Below are 19155 nucleotides of genomic sequence, written 5' to 3' on the forward strand. Positions count from 1 at the left end.
CTTTTTTCTAGAACGACGCTTTTAAATAGAAGCCATGTATCAGAAATAGTAGTTTAGAAACTAAAGAATCTTAAGCACCGCCTAACCAAGTTAAGATTACTCGTAATTTATTAAATTACCATTAAATTAAGAAATGCCTTCTTGAAATTAATTTTATAAGGGGTGAAACTTTTAAAAAAATTTATCAAAAGTTAATAGTTGACTCATTAACAAGCAAACTGCTTACTAGATTAAAAGGATATTTATTAAAATTCAGATTAAGGACAATGCAGGTACAAGTTTTAAGAGACACTGAAAAATATACCTTTAGAAAAGCTAAACTTTTAAGCATAAAAATCCCAGATGATACCCAATATAAGTGGGGTATTATCTGGGATAAGGATTTAAAATTACTAACTATTTAAAGGTTCCTATTCAGAATAAAAGCCTAGAATTTAGGTTAGGAATTCATTTTTTAAGAAAACGAATAATCTATTTCGACTTTACAAACTCCGTTATCTTAGCTTTCGAATCTTTGGGCAAATTTATTTTCCATAGATTAGCTTTATTCCGGCCACTGTATTCAATTACGTATACCTCATTGCCCACTAGTACAGCATCCGTCGCTTCTTTAAATCCGTCTACTAAGCGGGTCGTTTTTACATAATAGTTGTCGGCCGTTTTATTATAGGCTAAATCCAGGTGCAATAAATCAGCTCCTTCCTCGGTGAAGGGTTTCATTAAACTGGAGCGGGCACCTAAAGTATACCGAATAACAAAGCCATCGCCTTTTAAATCAGTGGCTAATACTTTCTTTTTGTCAAAAAACAAACCTAACGGCGAAGCATGCGGGGTAAAGGTGCTGATAGTTACTCCGGTTTGGTCGCCGTCTACTATTTTACCGGCGTTGGTCCGGTACTCGTTGGCCGCTGGCCCTACGTTTTGTACGCCCGGGGTAAATTTTATGCCTTCCGGTCTTTTTGGAAAATCGGGGTCATTGTGAAAGTAGCGCACCTGCCAGGCGTGGGCAAATTTGTTAATGAAAGGATCGGTTTCCGGGCTGGGCTGCCAATCAGGATATTGCTGCGGGTTTTCGATGCCGCCCATCACCCACGGAAAACCGTAATGGTGCCCTTCCCGGATCCAGAACATATCTTCGGGCATGTCATAATCCGGCGAATTAGAAACCCCGAATAAGTTGCCTTCGCCATCGAAAGCTAAATCGTACGCGTTGCGAATACCTTCGGCGTAGAGGTAGCCATCAGCCTTTAACTTGGCGGCATCGTTGGGTAAAACTAAATCATGGGCATTAACGGGAAAACGAAAAATATTGGCAGTTAGAGCACCGTTGCGGGCATTCGGGTAAAGTCCGCCGTTATCCTGTACTTCGCCGTGGTCGGTACGGGCTCCACTGTTAACGTAGATGTATTTTCCATCCGGGCTAATTTCCAAAGCGTTCCAGCCGTGGTCGAAAACGGTTTTGTTAGTGCCGTATTCCACGGTATTAAATACTTCCGTCATTTTTGGTTTGCCAGCAGGCGAAATATCCAACCGTACCATTCTGCCTTTTGTGCCTTTATTATCATTAACGCTGATATTGCCGCATAAAAACAAACTATTATTTAAAAAAATGGCTCCTTGTAAACGAGTAATGGCGTGGTCGGCCACCGAAAATACTTTCTGACTGGTAGGAGTAGTTCCTTTGTTGTTTTTTATTTGGTACACATCGCCTTCAAAAGTAGTATACCATAAATCCCCGGTATTAGCATGATAGAGTAAACGCACAGCTTGAGGTTCTACTAGCATCACGTGCGTTATTTGTATGTCCGGCCGCAAAGCCCGCAATGATTTTACGGCCGGAGCTTTGCCGTCCTGAATATTAGGAGTTGTTCTTGCGGGACTGGAGGGTTTAATATCCTGGGCAATTGCCCAAACGGGTAAAGCCCACACGGCCCCGAAAAAACAAACTCTGGTTAATAAAGTAGAAAAAAGAGTCATAGAATGATGAAGGGGATTTTCTAAACTTCGCGCGTAAACCATTTCATTCAATACCAGATTAAGCAATTTTTTTAAATTCTTTCGTTGGGAAAGCTTTGCATTCCGCTTACTACTTAAAAAATTCGCTTCCTAAAATTGCTAGTGGAGCAATCCACCATTCTAATGCGTAGCGGGTCGGGAAGTGGTAGCCGTACGCGGTAAAACCACGGGAGTAGTAATGCCATTTAAATTATAAACGACTTTACCGTCCCGGATAGTCAATTCGCACTCCAGTTTTTTATCCGTGTCAATTTTATAGCCGGTATAGTCAAACAATCCAAATTTACCTTTCCGCACGCCTAGTACCGCCAAATCGGCAGGAGCGCCAACCGATAAATGACCTAGTTCTTCGTGTTTAATTACTTGGGCGGGAGTCCAGGAACTGGCTTTGATTACGCTTTGTAAGTCCATGCCCATCGCTAGAAACTTAGACATGGTAGTGAGCATATCTTTCATGGACTCGTTCATGCTGCCAATATGAATATCGGTGCTGATAGTGTTGGGGTAAAATTTGCTGGCTAAGGCCGGTACCGCTTGAGAAAAGGCAAAGCTAATCCCACCGTAACCCACGTCAAACACAATTCCGCGCTTTTGCGCTTCCCACACGAAAGGCTTTACTTTTTTAGTGTTGATATCCACAATAGCTTCGCGGCTGGCCAATTGGCCAAAAGCATGGGTAAAAATATCGCCCGGCCGAAGGTGCTTAAAAAATAATTCTTCGATAGATAGGGGTGGGTTGCTACCGCCAAAATCAATCATTACCGGGAGTCCGCCCGCTAACTTACCCGCTTCCACGGCCCGGTCTACCGGGGTCCAATCCGGACCTTCGAAGTGCGCTACTTTGAAGCCTACAATGTAATCTTTGTACTGGCGGGCGGTATTCGCCGATAATTTAGAATCCATGTCGTTGGTATTTTGCTCGTAATTGCCGCCCCGCATGCCTTCGCCGGAAATATTTAAAAACGCCAGTACCCGCGTTTTAGAAGCATCAATGGTTTGTCTTTTATAAATAGGAAAAGTGCGCCAACCCGGACTGCCCGCATCTACCACCGTCGTTACGCCGTTCCGAAAAGTAAAGCCGTCCGGGGGAAAAGCGTTAGGACCATTCATATACGTCTGGTCCATGTTGGTGCCGTAAAAATGATGGGTATGAATATCAATCAAGCCTGGGGTCACGTATAATCCTTTTGCATCCACTACCTGAAGGCCTTGCTTCGGATCGATGTTTTTCGCTACCAGGGCTATTTTACCTTCTTTAATGGCCACATCCATCGGGCCATCAATATTATTCTTCGGATCAATTACATGGCCGCCTTTTATAACCAAGTTATAAGGTTGATTCTGAGCCAATAAAAGAATGTGTGCTAGTAGTAAAAAGGTTGTAAATAAAGTTTTTAACATAAGTTCAAAGTTAAATTTTAAATTATAGTCAACCGATCCTTGAGGGGAAGTTAAAAATAAGGATTGTGGTAGCCTTAACTCTTAAATAATCTAACTTGCGAAAGATAAATTGTAAGAGGACTAATTGCTTCTAATAACTGGGTGAGTAAATTCTAATAGAGAGGGTGAATCAGGCACAGACAATTATTCCAGCGGAAAATCAATCACCCTTTTCCTTCCTAAGCTTAGTTTGCCATTAGGATATATCTCTTTTCCCCTTTTTCCAGTTTTCAACTTGGAACTCCCTATAGAGCCGCCAGTTTAAAACTGGCGTGTCAGAAAGAAGAAAATCCACCAAGTTTCGCCAGTTAGAAACTGGCTGGATAAATTGCTCCCAGTTCCAAACTGGAAGCAGGGGAATTCACACAAATGTTTATTTTTATTAAGTATCCTAATCGTAAAGAACAAAAACCGTAACAATGAAACAACCTAGCTATAATCAAAGCAGAAGCAGCAGCTAGTGCAACAGCTTAGCCTACTAATAAACCTGGTCTTTCTGTTGCCCAAAAGCTTCACTCATTCACGTACTCGAAGCGAAGAACAAAGCTTTCGGGCAACAGGAAAATAAAATTTAACATCTACACGTAGGCAATGCAATCCATTTCCACGAGCGAATCGCCGGGTACCCCGCCGTAGGTGGCAACAGTAGTCCGTACCGGAGGTTTGCTGCCAAAACGACCTTTGTACACTTCATTCATGGCTTTGTAATCGTTTAAATCCGCGAGGTAAACGTTTACTTTTAATACCTTCTGCATCGAAGAACCTGCTTTGGTTAACTCGGTTTCCAGTTCTTTTAATACGTGTTCGGTATGCGCTTTAATATCACCCTCGAAGTGCGCTCCTTTACCCGCTACAAAAATTAAATTACCGTGCTTGGTAGAACCGGAAAATAAGGGAACATCCTGGAAAGTGGTGATATTAAAGGCTTCTTTTTCTTCACTTTCTAACTCTTTGGCTTTGGCAACTAAACCAAACCCGCTAATACCAGCCACCGAGGCAAGTAATTTTTTTAAGATGGATCTTCTAGGCGTCTTGTTCATTTTAATAATTTTAAGTTAATTTTTATCTGAAATGTACTAAATGCTTTTCTATTTATCCCACCAAATCCGGGTTAAAAAGGTGTTGCCGCCTAACCGGGTAATTGCTTCCTGCAAATTTTCCGGATTTAAGCTTTCCTCGATGGAAGGATATAACATGCGCCGGAAAATAGTGCCGTTGGTGGCATTACCCGGAACGTTGTTCGGAATTAATATTGGATAACCGGTACGCCGCCAGTTCGAAAATACTTCCTGCGAATCGGGGTACAGGGAAGCCCAGAACTGCGTATGAATTTGCTCCATTTGCTGTTCTATAGTGCCGGCAGCATTAAAAGGATGGGCGGCTAAATACGTATTGATGCGGGTATCGGAAATAACCCCGGTACTTCCCCAGGCGCTCCATTGTTTCATGGCGGAGCGTACGCCGTTGTTATATAACTGCTCCGTGGTTTCGCCGGTATACCAGCCGCGTAAAGAAGCTTCGGCGAGTAAAAAATTTACTTCGGCGCTGGTCATTAATAATACCGGCGTATCTAAGCGCAGCAAAGTGGCTGGGTTTGGCTCGGAATACGTGACAAAATCGGCGGGTTTGGTCTGGAAATTCTGCGGCATGCCTTTTTGAATAGCGGCGGTGGTATCGGCTTTGCCGTTTTGCCAGACTACCGAAAGTACTCCCAGGCGCGGATCGTTATTATTTTTTAGAAAATTTATAAAAGTATTGGCGTATTTGCCGCCCTCGCGGTTGGTGCTGCCATTCGCCGAAGAATAATCGCTGGATAGGTAAGCGTTAGCCAAGGGGTTTTGATTAATGGCCTGACCACCGGCCACAAACATGATCTGGGCAATATCGGCATCCGTGGTAATTACGCCGCCCGCAATGGCTTTTTTTACCCAGGTTTCGGCCAAGGCTGCATCTACTTTGGTCAGGCGCATTCCCAGGCGCAGCATCAGAGAATAGGCGAATTTTTTCCATTTTTCCATATTGCCACCGTAAATAACATCGGCGGCGCCGAAAGTTGGTTTAGCCGCATCGAACTGGCTGGTAGCTTCTTCAAGTTCTTTGAGCAGGTCTTTGTAAATATCTTCTTGCTTATCGTATTTGGGTTTTAGAATGCCTTCGCGGTAACCTAAACCCGCCTGACTGTACGGAATATCACCGTATAAATCGGTAACGCGGTGGTAGCTGTAAGCCCGCCAGATACGCGCGGTAGCTAATTTATTCGCGTTAATCGGGTCGTCCTGAATACTTAAAATAACATCGGTAATTTCCTGAATTTCGTTGGTGTAGGCGCTGGTAAATACTCCGTACGGAGCCGAACCTTGCAGGAAAATGTATTTAGAACCAAACCCGGCCACTTCGTTAAAACTGGTCGTGTACTGCATGGCCCCATCGGCTCCGCCCAAGCGGTTGCGGGCGCCATCGTATAAAGCCTTGCTGAACATAAATTCCGGAACTACTTTTTCGTAAGCGTTGGGGTTCACGTTCATTTCTTCAAAGCCATCGTCGCAGGCCGTAACCATGCACAAAGAAGTAAAGAGGGTAATGCTGGATATAATTGAGGATAATTTGCTATTTATTTTCATGATTCGTGTTCCTCCTGATTAAAATTTAACCATAAAATTTAAACCCATGGTGCGCGTGCGGGGCAAACCAAACGATTCAAAACCTTGGGCATTGCCGTTGGTAAAGCTGGCTTCCGGGTCAAAATTGTCGGTTTTCCGGTACAGAATGGCTAGGTTACGCGCCACAAAAGAGATAGAAGCACCTTGTAACTTGATAAATGGAATTTTAGCAGCCGGAATATTATAAGTGAAAATAACCTGACGCAGCTTTACAAAACTGCCGTCGTGTAAAAACACATCGGAGTAGTTCTTGTAGTTATCGTACCATACCCGTAAATCCTTTACGGCTACCGTACGGGAATAAGGAGCGCCTTCCGGCGTTACGCCACTAACCTCCAAGCCATTTTCCCGGCCGGGTAAAGTCATTTTAAGCAAACCCATCCGGATGCCGTACACTTCCATCATCGAGAAAACTTTATTGCCGAATTTCCCGTCGAGCAAAACATTTAAGGAGAAATTTTTATAGGTAAACTCGTTGGTTAAGCCCATGGTAAGCGGGGCGACGCCGTTGCCCAATTGTTTTAAAGGCGAGCGCACCGGAAAGCCGGATTTAGGATCGAAAATGATATTGCCGTTAGCATCGCGGGCCATGGTATAACCGGTAATTACCCCGTAAGGCTGACCTACGGTACTGTTTACGTTGGCGTAGTTGTTCACCGTAGTAGCCATCTGAATAGTATTTAAACCTTCGGCTAAGCTTACTACCTCGTTTTTATTGTAAGCAAAATTGTAGCTGGTATTCCAGGCGAAGTTGTTGGTTTTAACGGGGGTGCCGGTTAGTAAAGTCTCAATTCCTTTATTGTACATTTCGCCCACGTTTAAAATTATGTTCTCAAAACCGGAAGTAGGGCTAATAGCGGTAGATACTATATCATTGGTGGTTTTGCGGTTGTAAAGCGTGAGGTCTAAACCTAAGCGGCGGTTAAAGAATTGTAAATCCAAGCCTACTTCGGCGGTGGTAGAGGTTAAAGGACCTAAAACGGGATTAGAAATAGTAGTGCTGGTTACGTCCTGCAACGGCACGGTACTACTGGGCACCATGCTGTACGATAAATTAATCTGGTACGGATTAGGTCCGCCACCGCCTACCTGGGCCCACGAAGCCCGTATCTTGGCTAAGCTAATAACCCGCGGTAATTGCAAGGCTTGCGATAAAATAAAGCTACCACCAACCGACGGATAAAAAATACTGTTGTTCTTCGGGCTTAAAGTCGAAAACCAATCGTTACGGCCGGTAAAAGTTAAGTAAGCAAAGCCTTTGTAATCTAAATCGACGGAGCCGAAAAGGGAGTTAGTAGCGGTTTCGGAGTAGCTCTGCGATTGTGTGGTATTGGTTAAGTTAGAGAAAGTATAGAAAAAAGGAATAATAAACTGATTACCGGCTAAATTATAGCTCCGGATGTAATTGTTACGGCGGTTGGCACCCGCTAATACATTCAGGCCAAAGTTTTCGCTAAGGTTGGTGTTGTAATTGGCGGTAACCATGGCGTTGGTTTCGCTGGATTCGTTCGTGAACTGGCTCATTTCGCCTTTGCTGCCCGTGGTGTAAATAGTACCGGTAGGAATAACCGACTCGAAATTGTAATTACTAAAATCGCGGGCTACCTGGCCTTTAATGTATAAGTTGTCGAGCAAATTAAACTGAATGCTGGCCTGCCCGATAAAGCGATTTTTGGTATCGTTATTCTTAAATTTATTTACCACAAAATAAGCGTTGGTAGCTACCCCGGCATCGTTCCAGGGAGTTTCCATGCCTGCCTCGTTGTAACCGGGGCTTAACCAGCGCATATCTACAGTATTGGCAATCATGTAAGGCGTCCAGTTGGGATTACCCGTTGCATCACCAGCACTCGGGCGGTTATGCGCTTTTTCGTTGTTGTACTGAGCTAAACCTTCAATGCTGATTCTTTTACCAATTTTGCTGTTCAGGCTTAAAGTAGCGTTTTTGCGGTCGTAAGTAGAGTTAGGTAAAATGGCTTTGCTGTCGAGGTTAGATAAAGAAAGCCGGAAATTCAAAGCTTCGGTGCCGCCGTTAAAAGCCAAGGTATTGGTAAAGGTTTTACCGGTCTGGTAGAAATTTTTAATGTTATTCTTCTGCGCCACGTAGGGGTGGGTTTTGCCATCGGCGGCAATAAACTCCGAACCATCCATCTTCGCTCCCCAGGACCAACGGCCGGTTTGTACGGCTTGTGAGGCATCGGCGGGTTTACGGCCTTCCAAACCCTGACCATATTCGTATTGCCAGTCCGGAAAAACAGCCACGTTTTCGGCGGTAAAAGTCGAGTTGTATTGTACGCCAATGCCTTGCTGCGCCCGGCCTTTTTTAGTGGTAATTAAAATCACCCCGTTCGCTGCCCGGGAACCGTACAAGGCCGCCGCGGTACCGCCTTTTAACACGGAAATACTCTCAATATCGTCGGGGTTAATACCGGCAATGCCATCGCCGCGGTCCACGTTATTGCCCCCGCCGTTGGTAGTAGCGCTACCGCCCGGGGTAGAGTTATCCAGGGGCATTCCGTTAATGACGTATAAAGGCGTGTTAGAACCCGCCAAAGAACCATTACCCCGGATAATTACTCGGCTAGAACCTCCCGGACCGGTAGATAAACCCGTGGCATTTACGCCGGCAATTTTACCGGTTAACGCATTGGCAATGTTGTTTTCGCGGGCTTGAGTAAATTCATCACCTTTTACTTCCGAAACGGAATAAGCCAAGGCTTTCTTTTCCCGGGAAATACCTAAGGCAGTTACCACTACTTCGTTTAACACCTTTTCATCGGCAGCCATGGTAATAGTAATTTCGGCCCGGCCATTTACCGCTACCGTTTGATTCGCATAACCAATGTAGGAAAAAATGAGACTGGCATTTTCGGGAGCGTTAATCGAAAAATTACCCGTGGCATCGGTAACCGTACCTTGCGTAGTTCCGCTTACTTGGATGCTTACCCCCGGCAAGGGCTCGCCTTTCTCGTCCTGCACTTTTCCTTTTACATCCATATTTAATAGAGCCGCTTTGGGGGAGCATTTCTAGGTTTGATAATAATAGTTTTATCCAGCAAGGTATAGGTGAGAGGTTGTCCTTCCAGGATAGTGTTTAAAGCTTGTTTCAGCGATACGGCTTTTAAATGTAAACTTACCGGTTTGGCCGTTTTTAATAATTCGTTGTTGTAGATAAATAAATAGCCGCTTTGCTGATGAATTATTTCAAAAACTTTTTCCAGGGAGGTGTTTTTTTTCGTAATGGAAATACTTTGAGAAGAGGCTTTGGCACTTACTTGCAGAAAGGCTACGGTGAGCAGCATTACTATTAGTTTCATAAGTAGAAGCTTTTTGAAAGAGTGCACATAGGGATTTTGTCTGCTCTTGCAGGGTAATTTTACTTTCATAAATTTGCATTAGGATGAATGGATTTAGTACTGGGAATTATTAAGTCTACTGGATTAGTCCTGTTTATACCAGTAGCGTTGGCGCGCTACTGGTCTTTTTTTAAGCTAATCTTTTTAAATGTTATCTGGTTGAATAATTACTTTTTTACCCTCCGTTTTAAAGTGAATATCGCCGGATAGCTCCAGCATTTTTAAGATTTTGGCCACTTCGGTTTTCCGGGAAATAATGCCGGTAAAATGTTGATTCTGCAGGCGACCGGGATTTACAAACTCTACTCCGTACCATCTTTCCAGTTGCCGCATAATAATTTTCAGCTCCGCATTCTGAAAATGGAAAAAGCCATTTTTCCAGGCTACGGCCGCGTTCACATCTACTTTTTCTACCTCAATGGTTGTACCGGCTTTGGCCTGGAAACCGGGTTGTAAAATTTTATGGCTGCTGGTGTTGCTAACTTTAACCGAACCTTCCAGTAAGGTAGTGTTGATGGAATTTTCCTCGGGATAAGCCATTACGTTAAAATGCGTTCCCAGTACTTCCACGGTGGTGCCCTTGGCTTTTACCAGAAAAGGTTGGTGTTTATTCTTTGCTACTTCAAAATAAGCTTCGCCGGTTAACGCTACCACGCGCTTCTTTTCCGTGGAAAAATCGGAAAAACTTAAAGTAGATGCCGCGTTTAACCACACCTGGCTGCCATCGGGTAAAGTAATTTTATATTGACTGCCGGTTGGGATAGTTAAAGTAGTAAGGCCTTTTCTATCCGTATTGTGGCTGGCCTCAGGCGAAAATGAAAAATGTAATTCTTTGTCCTGCTTCGTAATCCAGGTACCGTTTTTATGCCAGATAGTGCCATTTTTTTGATTATCTAAATCGATAACCGAACCGTTAGATAAAGTAAGCTGGGCTTTATTTCTATCAACCTTACTAGCGGGTATTATAGCCTTTGGTTGATGGCTAGCCATCGGGGTGGCTGGATTTCCGGCATTTTGGGTTAAACTAATTTTATAAGCGAATCCTCCCGCCAGGCAAACCAGTAAAAGAACTGCCGCGTATTTCAGGTATTCAGAATTTTGCCAAAAGCTAATTTTCTTTCTTGGATTCTGAATTTTGGGCGCTACTTTTTGCCAGGCGGCTTCTGTATCCACCGAAGCAAGAAAGTCTAAGGGCTCTTGTATTTGGTCTTCCTCTTTTAAGCTTTCGGCAAATTGTTGGTTCGTTTCATCTTCGGCTAACCATTGCTCTACTTTTTCTCTTTCCTGGGTAGTTAATTCTCCTTGGTAGTAGCGCAAAATCAGGTTTGCTTTTTCAAAAATGCGCGGATCCAATGGTTGTTCCGTATTTTCCATAATTCCTCTTCTGTTTGTAAAGACACGCCACTGACTGATTAGGGTGAAATGCTCTATAATTTATTTTTTAGCTTGAGTTTTAAGTGTTGGTTCGGCAGGTAAAGTAGAAGGCAGAGCCTAATTCTGTTGGATTAACTTATTCTCTCGCGAGCGTCCCGCTCGTGAGTAGTTTCGTCCGGCCTCTGGCCGGTAGTAAATTAATGCTGATTTGCTTTTAAGGAAAGGTATATCGGATAGCCCAGCCAGAGGCCTACCAAATAGTTAGACACGAGGCTAGAGCCGCGCGCTAATCAAATTACCGGAGAAGGTAAGCGGTATAAGGTGCTAGAGGTAGAGGCGTTCAGGATAAACTATTGTTTATTCCATTAGTCAGATTTATTTCGGGTAGCTTCAGAATTTGCACAAATTTGGGCTTTAGCTTAGCGGGCGTTGACTTAAAATAATTTTTTTCCGTAACAATAACCCTAGCCTAATTCAATCTAATACGCTTATCACCTGTTAATTAAAAATGCAAAAGTTTTTACTCCTGTTATTTTGTGGCTGTTTTAGTGTTTTTCAAGCTTACTCTCAACGTCTGGCGGTTTTTGGCTCGGTGCAAAGTGCCGCCGATAAAAGTGCGCTGCCCGGCGCTACCGTAATTATCACCAAAGAAACCGACTCGGTACCTATCGCAGGCGGCACTTCTGATGTGGAAGGAAAATTCAGGTTAGAACCCGTATTACCCGGTAAGTACATGCTGCGCGTGCAGTTTATTGGCTATTACCCTTTAGCTAAACCCATCGAAATTGGGCAAACTTCTTTAAACGTTGGAACCTTGGCTATTCAGGAGGAAGCGGTTACTTTGAGCGCCGTGGAAATTGTGGGCCGCACTCCCCCGGGCGAGTTAAAAGGCGATACCGCCCAGTTTAACGCGGCGGCCTTTAAAACCGCGGCCGATGCTAATGCCCAGGATTTGGTGCAGAAAATGCCCGGTATCATGATTCAGGATGGGGCTATTCAGGCGCAGGGCGAAAATGTGCAGCAAATCTTAATTGACGGCAAGCCTTTTTTTGGTACTGATGTCAATACCGCTTTGCAGAATTTACCCGCCGATGTAATTGCCAATATTCAAGTATTCGATAAGAAAAGCGATAAAGCCGAGTTAAGCGGCTTCGACGACGGCGAAAGAATTAAAACCATTAATATCGTTACCAAACCTACCCGCAAAATAGGTCGGTTTGGCCGGGTATCGGGCGGATATGGTTCCAATAACCGGTATTTGGCCGGCGCTAGCGTTAACTTTTTCAGCGACGACCGGCGCATTACCGTTACCGGGTTGGGCAACAATATTAATACCTTAAATTTTTCCGCGGATCCTAATTCCGGGGATCAAAGACCCCAGAACGGCATTATTAATACTAACGCTATTGGGTTGAACTACGCCAACAAATGGGGGAAAAAGATAGACGTTTCGGGAAGTTACTTTTACAATAACCGCCGCAATCTTACCACGCAAAGCCGCTACCGCGATTATATTATTCCGTCGGACGTAGAACAAGCCAACGCCGATTCGGGGCAGGTATATACCGAAAATAGCCGTTCCACGAACGTAGATGCCAATCACCGTTTTGCCATGCGATTTGAATATAAAATAGATGACCGTAACCGCATTCTTTTCCGGCCCAACCTGAATCTACAAAATTATGATTTTGACTCGTATTTTCTGGGCCGCACCGATTACGATTTAGGAAGTTTAAATCAAACCGAAAACCGGTCTAATGGCGACCAGTTAAATGGTGATTTTGATAATACCTTTTTGTATAGCCACCGTTTTTTAAAGGAAGGCCGGAGCATTAGTTTTAATTTAAGAAGCGGCTACCATACCGATGGCGGCGATAGTTACCGCTTAGCTACGAATTTGTTTTATAATCCCGATAGCAGCCAGACTTTAAATCAATATACCAACCTGGATCGGAAAGGGTATAACTGGGAAGGCGAAGTTTCCTTTACTGAGCCCGTTGGTAAGAACGGACAGGTAGAGCTGGAGTACGAAATTGGTAACCGAATAAACGATTCCGATAAACGTACTTACGATTACCTCGAGCAAATGGGCGATTATACCTTGCTTAGCCCGGGTTTGAGTAATACCTTTAACAATGCTTATTTAACCCAGGAAGCCGAAGCCGGTTACCGCTATAATACCGAAAAAATTAGGTTGCAGGTCGAGGCTTCGTACCAGCAGGCTACCCTGCAAAACGAGCAGGAATACCCGAGCAATTACAATATCAACCGTACTTTTGAAAGTATTTTGCCTAATGCCCGCTTGGAATACCGGTTTTCTAAATCCAACAACATTCAATTAAATTACCGGGCTTCTACCAGCGCTCCTTCTATCAACCAGTTGCAGGATGTAATTGATTACTCGAACCCCTTGCAGGTAAGAAGGGGCAATACGGAGCTGCAGCAATCTTACCAGAACTGGGCCAGGTTAGAATACCGGGCGCATAACCCGGAAACCAACAAGTCTTTTTACGCGAATGTGTCCGGTACTTTTATTCAGGATTATATTACCAATAGCACTTTAATTGTACGAGAACCCTTGCAACTAAACGAAAGCGTAACTTTGGGCCGGGGCGCTCAACTTATCCGGCCGGTTAACTTAAACGGGTACTACGAAGTTCGTTCTTATTTCAGCTACGGGCAGCCGATTAATTTTATTTCGTCTAACGTTAATTTTAATGGTTCGGTGGGGCATACCCGGCGGCCCGGGTTGATTGATAACGAGCTAAACCTAGCCAACTCCAGCAATTTCCGTTTAGGTTTATCGGTGAGTAGTAATATCAGCGAAAATGTAGATTTTACCGTTTCTACCAACTCCCGGTACAACATTGTAAAAAACACGCTGCGCCCGAACATGAATAATAATTATTTCATGCAGAATACCCGCATGCGGTTTAACTGGTTGTTCTGGAAAGGCTTTGTTTACCGCACCGATTTAAGTCACCAGGCCAACGTAGGCCTTTCAAATATCAGCAACAATTTCTTGCTCTGGAACATGAGTGTAGGTAAAAAAGTATTCCAGAATAAACGCGGCGAAATAAACTTAAGCGTGTATGATTTATTAAAGCAAAACAACAGTATCTGGCGCAACATTTCCGATGCGTACGTGGAAGACATCCAAACCAACGTGCTGCAGCGGTATTTTATGCTCACCTTTACCTACAATATCCGCTATTTTGGCGTAGGCGCCAGCGCTAAAGATTTTGAGAATAACAACAACGGTAATAACCCCAACCGGAATTAAGCAATAATAATTTTATTCCTGTAAAGTGTATTGGGACGAACAGGTACCCTGATGCACTTTTTATTTCTAAATAAAAGAGCTACTAGTTGGGCTATAAGCCGGCGGGCATTAGAAGCTACCACTTGTTAGTCGAAGGTAAATTTTTTAATAAGAATAAAATGAGAAATAACTTTTCTATTCTTCAAAATTGCATATACCGGACTGGGCTAAAAACGCTTTAGTGTTTTTTAGGTGTGGTTGGGTAGGGTATTTTTTATTACAATTCAAATAGAGTTTTTAGTTTAGTCTCTATTTCTGCCTGCTGATTTGCAGGAAAAACACCTAATTGTCTTTTGATTAAGCTTTTTGGTATGGTTACCAGTCGATGAAGTTTTATAACTGAATCAACTGAAAGTCCGGTTGCTTTAAAAGCTTGGCCTTTCATTTCGATAAGTAAGTCCGATTCTTCAAGTGAAGGAGGGATTCGACAACTAATAAAGGCAATTACCACATGATTGTAAAAGCCTATTTCATTGGTTAAACAAATAGCTGGTCTTACTTTGGTTCCACTAAAGTTATCAAATGGAAAAGGAACCAGAATAATTTTCCCTTTAGTCATGGAAAGGTTGTCCGTCTGTCAGTTTATAAATATTCTCTTGGTCGTCACCTAAAAATTCAAAAGCTGGATTATTGGTCATAGATTTTAGCCATAGCTTTTCTTCTATTTCTTCCTCTTCTTCTGATAGGAGAATTATTACTTTTACTTTCTTTTCTCTCATTATTAAAGGATTATCTAACTTTAGCATTCCTTTTTTGTCAATCTTTCCGGTAACTTCAATTGCTCTCATAGTATATTCTATCTTTTTATGAAGATACGTAACTTCTCTTTAAATATTTTATTTCCTTATATACCACCCAACGAGCCGCGTGTATGCTAAGCCCGCAGGGTTTAGTATACACGCGGCTCGTTGATGGTTGTTATTTTTCGCTTTCTTTTCTTGTTATACTGTCTTTATCTATAATCACTTTGCCCTTCTTTTGGAAAAAAGTAGTATCGCCAGGTCCTTTGGTTATAGTTAATGTGCCTGGTTTCTCTCCAACAATTAAGTATTCAGAATCATTATTGCTTAAATTACTTTTATATTTACTTTGTATTATTACTACAGCAATGAAAATCCCTGAGCTACCTAAAATAAGTGCGTGAACTAAAATTGACCCTTTTTCTCTGTTTCTGTTGGAAGCATTTTTTAATAGGAGTAAATTAAACAAAAGCAGTAAAATTCCACCTATTAAGAATAATGCAGCAACCAAGAAAGGAGGTCCTGGAGCATGAGCATACTCATTCTTCCATATTAATGTGGTGATAATGGCTAAAGCAAGACCAACCCCATAATAAATGGATGATGTTAGTATACCTGTCTTAAAATCTTTTGTCAAATTTTAATTTAGTAATTACCACTAACGGGCCGCGTGTATGCTAAGCCCGCAGGGTTTAGTATACATTGGGTTATGGCTAGTTATTTATATATTCCTTTAGAAGCTTACTGCCTAATGGATTACTGCCCCAAACTTCAATTCTGTAGAAATCATTTCCTTCGTCACCTTCTACACTTGCCAGATTTGAAGAATATACCCGAATTCTATAGTTCTCAGGAGTGATTTGCTTTTCAAATTCCACTGTGCCATTTGGACAATCTTGAATTTGTAAAATTCCTGAAGTTACATTTAAATCCCCTTCCACTACATGGTCGAATTTAGTAAAATCAACATTATTAGGTGCTTTTATTAAAAAGTCAATTTCTCCTTTTACAGGCCCATAACACTCTGTACGAACTCCTAAAACTCCGATTTCTTTAGCTAATCTTATCCTATGAGCTTCTTCATGCCAGAATTCACCTTCTGTTGCCATTGGTGAATTTTTATCACAGATGTAAAATTGTCCGTATTAAGTATAAAAGTTGATTTTTGTTAAACCCGTAGTTTTAATTGTCACTTGACCTTTTTGATTACAAGATACTAAGAACAGGAAAATTATAATTAGTATTCTCATTTCTATAATTAGCCATAACTACCCATAACTACCCGATATACGAAACAACATACGCTTATCGGCATTATGACCGAAGTAATCTTAGCTTCTTTTTTAAGTTGAAATAGTTGGGTTTTCAAGGCTGCTGCTCCGTATTTTATGTTCTAAACAATGTATATAATTTACTCAATACCTAGCGATCCGGCAAACTTCTTTTAAAACACTTCAAACAGGTAAGATTTGCCATCTACCAGTAAAGTATGTTTCCCGTTTTCGCTTACCAACTTCGGCAAAGGTAGCGCCGACCTGCTGTTTCGGTTACGGCTTCCGGATTGCGCATCTGCTGTTAAATAATTAATGAAAAGAAGAAAGAGGAATGTTACTTTAAAAGTAGTTCTTAGCATATGTACAGCCTGAAAGCCGGGAAAAAGCTTTCAAAAATTTACTATTCTAAAGTCTAGTCGAAATATTGTTTTATTTTATCAGCAATACTCTTTGCGAAAGCACGAACGCTAAAGGTTTTCTTACTTTTTGCCGGTGTAGGTAATCCGGTAAATCGTGCCTTTTAAATCATCCGACACATACAAAGCGCCATCCGGGCCTTGGGCCAGACCACAGGGGCGGTGTTGAATGGGGCCGGTGGGCTGCACTAAATCTACCCCGGCAAAATTATCGGCAAAAATTTCCCAATCGCCGGCGGATTTACCGTTTTTAAAGGGCACAAATGCTACCATATACCCTTTTTGCAGTTCCGTTGATTTACCGTGAAAGGCAATGAAAGCGCCATTTTTATAACGGGCCGGAAACATAGTACCCGTGTAAAATAACAAACCATTCGGACCCAAGTGGGCCGGGAAAGCTATAACTGGGTCCAAAGTTTTTTCGCCGCCCGTTTTTTTGCCGTCGCCGCCGTATTCCGGGGTTAGCATTTTCTTCTTTTGCTGGTGGTCGTAATAAACATAAGGCCAGCCGGCATCGGCACCGGGAGCTTTTAGTTCAAACATGGTTTCGGCCGGTAGTTGCGTAGATTGCTCCGGGGTATAATATTGCGGAAACTTATCGTGAAATTGCCCGCGGCCGTGCATCATGGCAAATAAAGAATTGGTTTGGGTATTCCAGTCCAGGCCTACCACATTTTTTAAACCGGTAGCGTAATGCACGGCAGTGCCGTAGGTCTGGCTTTTTTGGTTGGTTTTGAACTGCCAGATGCCCCCTACCGAATCCAGCAGCGGACAGGGCATTATACCTTTGCCACTTTCATCGCGACAGGTCTCATCCGGAGAACCCACGGTAACGTACAAATTTCCTTTATTATCTACCGCTATCGATTTAGATACATCGCGGGTTTTCGCTACCAGGCCTTTTACAATTTCTTCGGGTTGCTCCGGCTGCATTACCTCGTCTTTGGCGTTGAGCTGGTACCGGTAAACGCCCGTATTAGAAGCCGAATACAAATAATTGTTTTTTAGCGCAATGCCGGTACCCGGGTAATTACCAATACCGGTTTGCTGGTCTAAAAAGCCATCCTTATTAGTGTCGCGTAAATGATACAAGCCGCTGCCGTTCTTTAGTTTGGACAGTTTAACGTAAATATCGCCTGTTTTACTTACTACCAAATGCCGGGCCGACACCAGGCTGTCGGCTACAATAGTAGCTTTAAAGCCGGTTGGGAGTTTTAAATTCGCGGGTTCAGCCAGTTTCTTCGTATTTTTAATGGGAGGGGTTTCGGAGTGGTAAGCCGATAAGCAGGTAATTCCAGCTAAAAAAGTGAAAAAGTAAGTAGCGCGTAAAAAGAGTTTTTTCATGAATCTTCTGTAAAAGATAAGTTTTCAAGCTTTTAAATTTTTAGCTAATAAATGCTGCTCAAAGCCAAGTGAGTATTTATCCGTGTACGCAATATATTATTTTACCCGCTGAATACTTTTATTATCCCGCAGAATTCCGGAGAAATTATGCTCGGGAGTTGAACCAGAGGCAGAAGAAAGTTATGCGGAAATTATAGGAGGAAAGGCTTAACAGCAGATAAAGCTATTATGGGCCATAATATACAAGCTGCAACTAGAGGGAGTGAATGGCTAAAATAAGCTCTTTATCCAAAATCACAAGTCTTTTTAAGAGCCTGGTTTGTACAGCGAGTAATTTAACTAGTATATCTAAACTTGCTCCATTTTCTAGTTGCTCATTCACCGCAAAAAAAGAAGCTATTACGTCTTTTCTGTTTAGCTGCGTTGTTTCCAGATTCATTATTAAATAGCAGGTTAATTTATTCATACACTTCATGTGTACGGTTAGTTTAAATATCTAAGAATGGTACAAATACGGATTTTACAGGATTAATGCGTATAAAAATAATTATTGACCTGTTTTTTTGGTAAAGTAGCTAGATAAGACGTTTATTTTAAAAAATATACGTATAAGCACCAAGTGATGTAAGTATTTATACTTATTAAGTTGAATAATGATAAAGCATCAGGTTTGATTTAAGTTATAATTTGTCCGAAAGATTATGAAACAGGCGCCTTTTAACCAATAAAATGGAACAACTAAATAAAGTTTTAATAGTAGATGATGACCTGGTTGCCCGTTTTTTGGTGGAAAGAATATTGACCAAGAAGAAAGTTAGTAAACAAATTGTAACGGCTTCTAATGGAGAAGAGGCCTTAGCGGTACTAAACAACATTAATAGTCAAGAAACCTATCCGGATTTAATTTTTCTAGACATTAAAATGCCCGTGATGGACGGCTTTGAATTCTTAGAAGCCTTACAGCATTCGGAATTGAGTAAGCTGCCAATAAAAATAGTTTTATTAACTTCTTCCTTTAATCAGCAGGATGTAGAAAGAGCAAAAAACTATTCAGTAGCCGTCTATCTCATAAAACCACTCATAGGTGAAAATTTAAGCACCATTATGATTTAAAAATTACTTCTCTTTCCCAGGATTTTGTAAGAGTAGAACCATTACAATTGTACAGCTTGGCTAAATATAAATTTTCGGTTAAGAAAGTTGTCTCATTTCT

At 42.2% G+C, this 19155-nt stretch carries 15 protein-coding genes; 2 read left to right on the forward strand and 13 right to left on the reverse strand.

Translation table 11 applies throughout. The features are described from left to right. Positions 1 to 471 precede the first annotated feature (471 nt). The 7 genes from AHMF7605_RS20500 to AHMF7605_RS20530 form a co-directional block, all read right to left on the reverse strand. A complete protein-coding gene (locus AHMF7605_RS20500) occupies positions 472 to 1977 on the reverse strand; it encodes a PQQ-dependent sugar dehydrogenase (RefSeq protein WP_199200275.1) in 1506 nt (501 codons plus the stop codon). A gap of 159 nt (positions 1978 to 2136) precedes the next feature. Beyond that, positions 2137 to 3417 carry an amidohydrolase/deacetylase family metallohydrolase gene (locus AHMF7605_RS20505; RefSeq protein ID WP_106931891.1) on the reverse strand — a complete coding sequence of 427 codons (1281 nt, stop codon included), beginning with the start codon at positions 3415 to 3417 and terminating at the stop codon, positions 2137 to 2139. 617 nt (positions 3418 to 4034) lie between these two features. Continuing rightward, positions 4035 to 4496, reverse strand: a complete 462-nt coding sequence (locus AHMF7605_RS20510; RefSeq protein WP_106931892.1) for a RidA family protein — start codon at positions 4494 to 4496, stop codon at positions 4035 to 4037. Between the two features lie 48 nt (positions 4497 to 4544). After that, positions 4545 to 6077, reverse strand: coding sequence for a SusD/RagB family nutrient-binding outer membrane lipoprotein (locus AHMF7605_RS20515; protein ID WP_106931893.1), 1533 nt, complete (start codon positions 6075 to 6077; stop codon positions 4545 to 4547). An 18-nt stretch (positions 6078 to 6095) separates the two neighbouring features. Then, positions 6096 to 9113, reverse strand: coding sequence for a SusC/RagA family TonB-linked outer membrane protein (locus tag AHMF7605_RS20520; RefSeq protein ID WP_106931894.1), 3018 nt, complete (start codon positions 9111 to 9113; stop codon positions 6096 to 6098). A gap of 2 nt (positions 9114 to 9115) precedes the next feature. Continuing rightward, positions 9116 to 9433 carry an STN domain-containing protein gene (locus AHMF7605_RS20525; RefSeq protein WP_158267570.1) on the reverse strand — a complete coding sequence of 106 codons (318 nt, stop codon included), beginning with the start codon at positions 9431 to 9433 and terminating at the stop codon, positions 9116 to 9118. A 183-nt stretch (positions 9434 to 9616) separates the two neighbouring features. Then, complete coding sequence (locus AHMF7605_RS20530) at positions 9617 to 10846, reverse strand: FecR family protein (protein WP_106931896.1); 1230 nt, start codon at positions 10844 to 10846, stop codon at positions 9617 to 9619. Between the two features lie 508 nt (positions 10847 to 11354). Here AHMF7605_RS20530 and AHMF7605_RS20535 point away from each other — a divergent pair. After that, positions 11355 to 14129, forward strand: a complete 2775-nt coding sequence (locus tag AHMF7605_RS20535) for an outer membrane beta-barrel protein (RefSeq protein ID WP_106931897.1) — start codon at positions 11355 to 11357, stop codon at positions 14127 to 14129. 256 nt (positions 14130 to 14385) lie between these two features. On the opposite strand, the gene AHMF7605_RS20540 is transcribed toward AHMF7605_RS20535, so the two are convergent. The 6 genes from AHMF7605_RS20540 to AHMF7605_RS20570 all read right to left on the reverse strand — a co-directional run bounded on the left by AHMF7605_RS20540 (position 14386) and on the right by AHMF7605_RS20570 (position 18381). Further along, entirely contained in the window at positions 14386 to 14727 is a 342-nt protein-coding gene (locus AHMF7605_RS20540; RefSeq protein ID WP_106931898.1) for a type II toxin-antitoxin system PemK/MazF family toxin, read from the reverse strand. Then, entirely contained in the window at positions 14720 to 14956 is a 237-nt protein-coding gene (locus tag AHMF7605_RS20545) for a hypothetical protein (RefSeq protein ID WP_106931899.1), read from the reverse strand. The genes AHMF7605_RS20540 and AHMF7605_RS20545 overlap by 8 nt, the downstream gene beginning before the upstream one ends. A 130-nt stretch (positions 14957 to 15086) precedes the next feature. Next, positions 15087 to 15545, reverse strand: a complete 459-nt coding sequence (locus AHMF7605_RS20550) for a hypothetical protein (RefSeq protein WP_106931900.1) — start codon at positions 15543 to 15545, stop codon at positions 15087 to 15089. Positions 15546 to 15621: 76 nt separating this feature from the next. After that, a complete protein-coding gene (locus tag AHMF7605_RS20555) occupies positions 15622 to 16017 on the reverse strand; it encodes a hypothetical protein (RefSeq protein WP_106931901.1) in 396 nt (131 codons plus the stop codon). 644 nt (positions 16018 to 16661) lie between these two features. Continuing rightward, positions 16662 to 17942, reverse strand: a complete 1281-nt coding sequence (locus AHMF7605_RS20565; protein WP_106931903.1) for a PQQ-dependent sugar dehydrogenase — start codon at positions 17940 to 17942, stop codon at positions 16662 to 16664. A 253-nt stretch (positions 17943 to 18195) separates the two neighbouring features. After that, positions 18196 to 18381, reverse strand: coding sequence for a hypothetical protein (locus AHMF7605_RS20570; RefSeq protein WP_146153629.1), 186 nt, complete (start codon positions 18379 to 18381; stop codon positions 18196 to 18198). A gap of 290 nt (positions 18382 to 18671) precedes the next feature. Here AHMF7605_RS20570 and AHMF7605_RS20575 point away from each other — a divergent pair, with 290 nt between their 5' ends. Further along, on the forward strand, positions 18672 to 19055 hold the full coding sequence (locus tag AHMF7605_RS20575) for a response regulator (RefSeq protein ID WP_106931905.1): 384 nt from the start codon (positions 18672 to 18674) through the stop codon (positions 19053 to 19055). Positions 19056 to 19155: the final 100 nt, after the last annotated feature.

The organism is Adhaeribacter arboris (genome assembly GCF_003023845.1).
In the GTDB taxonomy this organism is placed as follows: Bacteria; Bacteroidota; Bacteroidia; order Cytophagales; family Hymenobacteraceae; genus Adhaeribacter; species Adhaeribacter arboris.

What these genes read in the sequence shown, in the direction of transcription:
- AHMF7605_RS20500 (WP_199200275.1), bottom strand. Translation starts at nt 1,977, where the DNA reads ATGACTCTTTTTTCTACTTTATTAACCAGAGTTTGTTTTTTCGGGGCC.
- AHMF7605_RS20505 (WP_106931891.1), bottom strand. Translation starts at nt 3,417, where the DNA reads ATGTTAAAAACTTTATTTACAACCTTTTTACTACTAGCACACATTCTT.
- AHMF7605_RS20510 (WP_106931892.1), bottom strand. Translation starts at nt 4,496, where the DNA reads ATGAACAAGACGCCTAGAAGATCCATCTTAAAAAAATTACTTGCCTCG.
- AHMF7605_RS20515 (WP_106931893.1), bottom strand. Translation starts at nt 6,077, where the DNA reads ATGAAAATAAATAGCAAATTATCCTCAATTATATCCAGCATTACCCTC.
- AHMF7605_RS20520 (WP_106931894.1), bottom strand. Translation starts at nt 9,113, where the DNA reads ATGGATGTAAAAGGAAAAGTGCAGGACGAGAAAGGCGAGCCCTTGCCG.
- AHMF7605_RS20525 (WP_158267570.1), bottom strand. Translation starts at nt 9,433, where the DNA reads ATGAAACTAATAGTAATGCTGCTCACCGTAGCCTTTCTGCAAGTAAGT.
- AHMF7605_RS20530 (WP_106931896.1), bottom strand. Translation starts at nt 10,846, where the DNA reads ATGGAAAATACGGAACAACCATTGGATCCGCGCATTTTTGAAAAAGCA.
- AHMF7605_RS20535 (WP_106931897.1), top strand. Translation starts at nt 11,355, where the DNA reads ATGCAAAAGTTTTTACTCCTGTTATTTTGTGGCTGTTTTAGTGTTTTT.
- AHMF7605_RS20540 (WP_106931898.1), bottom strand. Translation starts at nt 14,727, where the DNA reads ATGACTAAAGGGAAAATTATTCTGGTTCCTTTTCCATTTGATAACTTT.
- AHMF7605_RS20545 (WP_106931899.1), bottom strand. Translation starts at nt 14,956, where the DNA reads ATGAGAGCAATTGAAGTTACCGGAAAGATTGACAAAAAAGGAATGCTA.
- AHMF7605_RS20555 (WP_106931901.1), bottom strand. Translation starts at nt 16,017, where the DNA reads ATGGCAACAGAAGGTGAATTCTGGCATGAAGAAGCTCATAGGATAAGA.
- AHMF7605_RS20565 (WP_106931903.1), bottom strand. Translation starts at nt 17,942, where the DNA reads ATGAAAAAACTCTTTTTACGCGCTACTTACTTTTTCACTTTTTTAGCT.
- AHMF7605_RS20570 (WP_146153629.1), bottom strand. Translation starts at nt 18,381, where the DNA reads ATGAATCTGGAAACAACGCAGCTAAACAGAAAAGACGTAATAGCTTCT.
- AHMF7605_RS20575 (WP_106931905.1), top strand. Translation starts at nt 18,672, where the DNA reads ATGGAACAACTAAATAAAGTTTTAATAGTAGATGATGACCTGGTTGCC.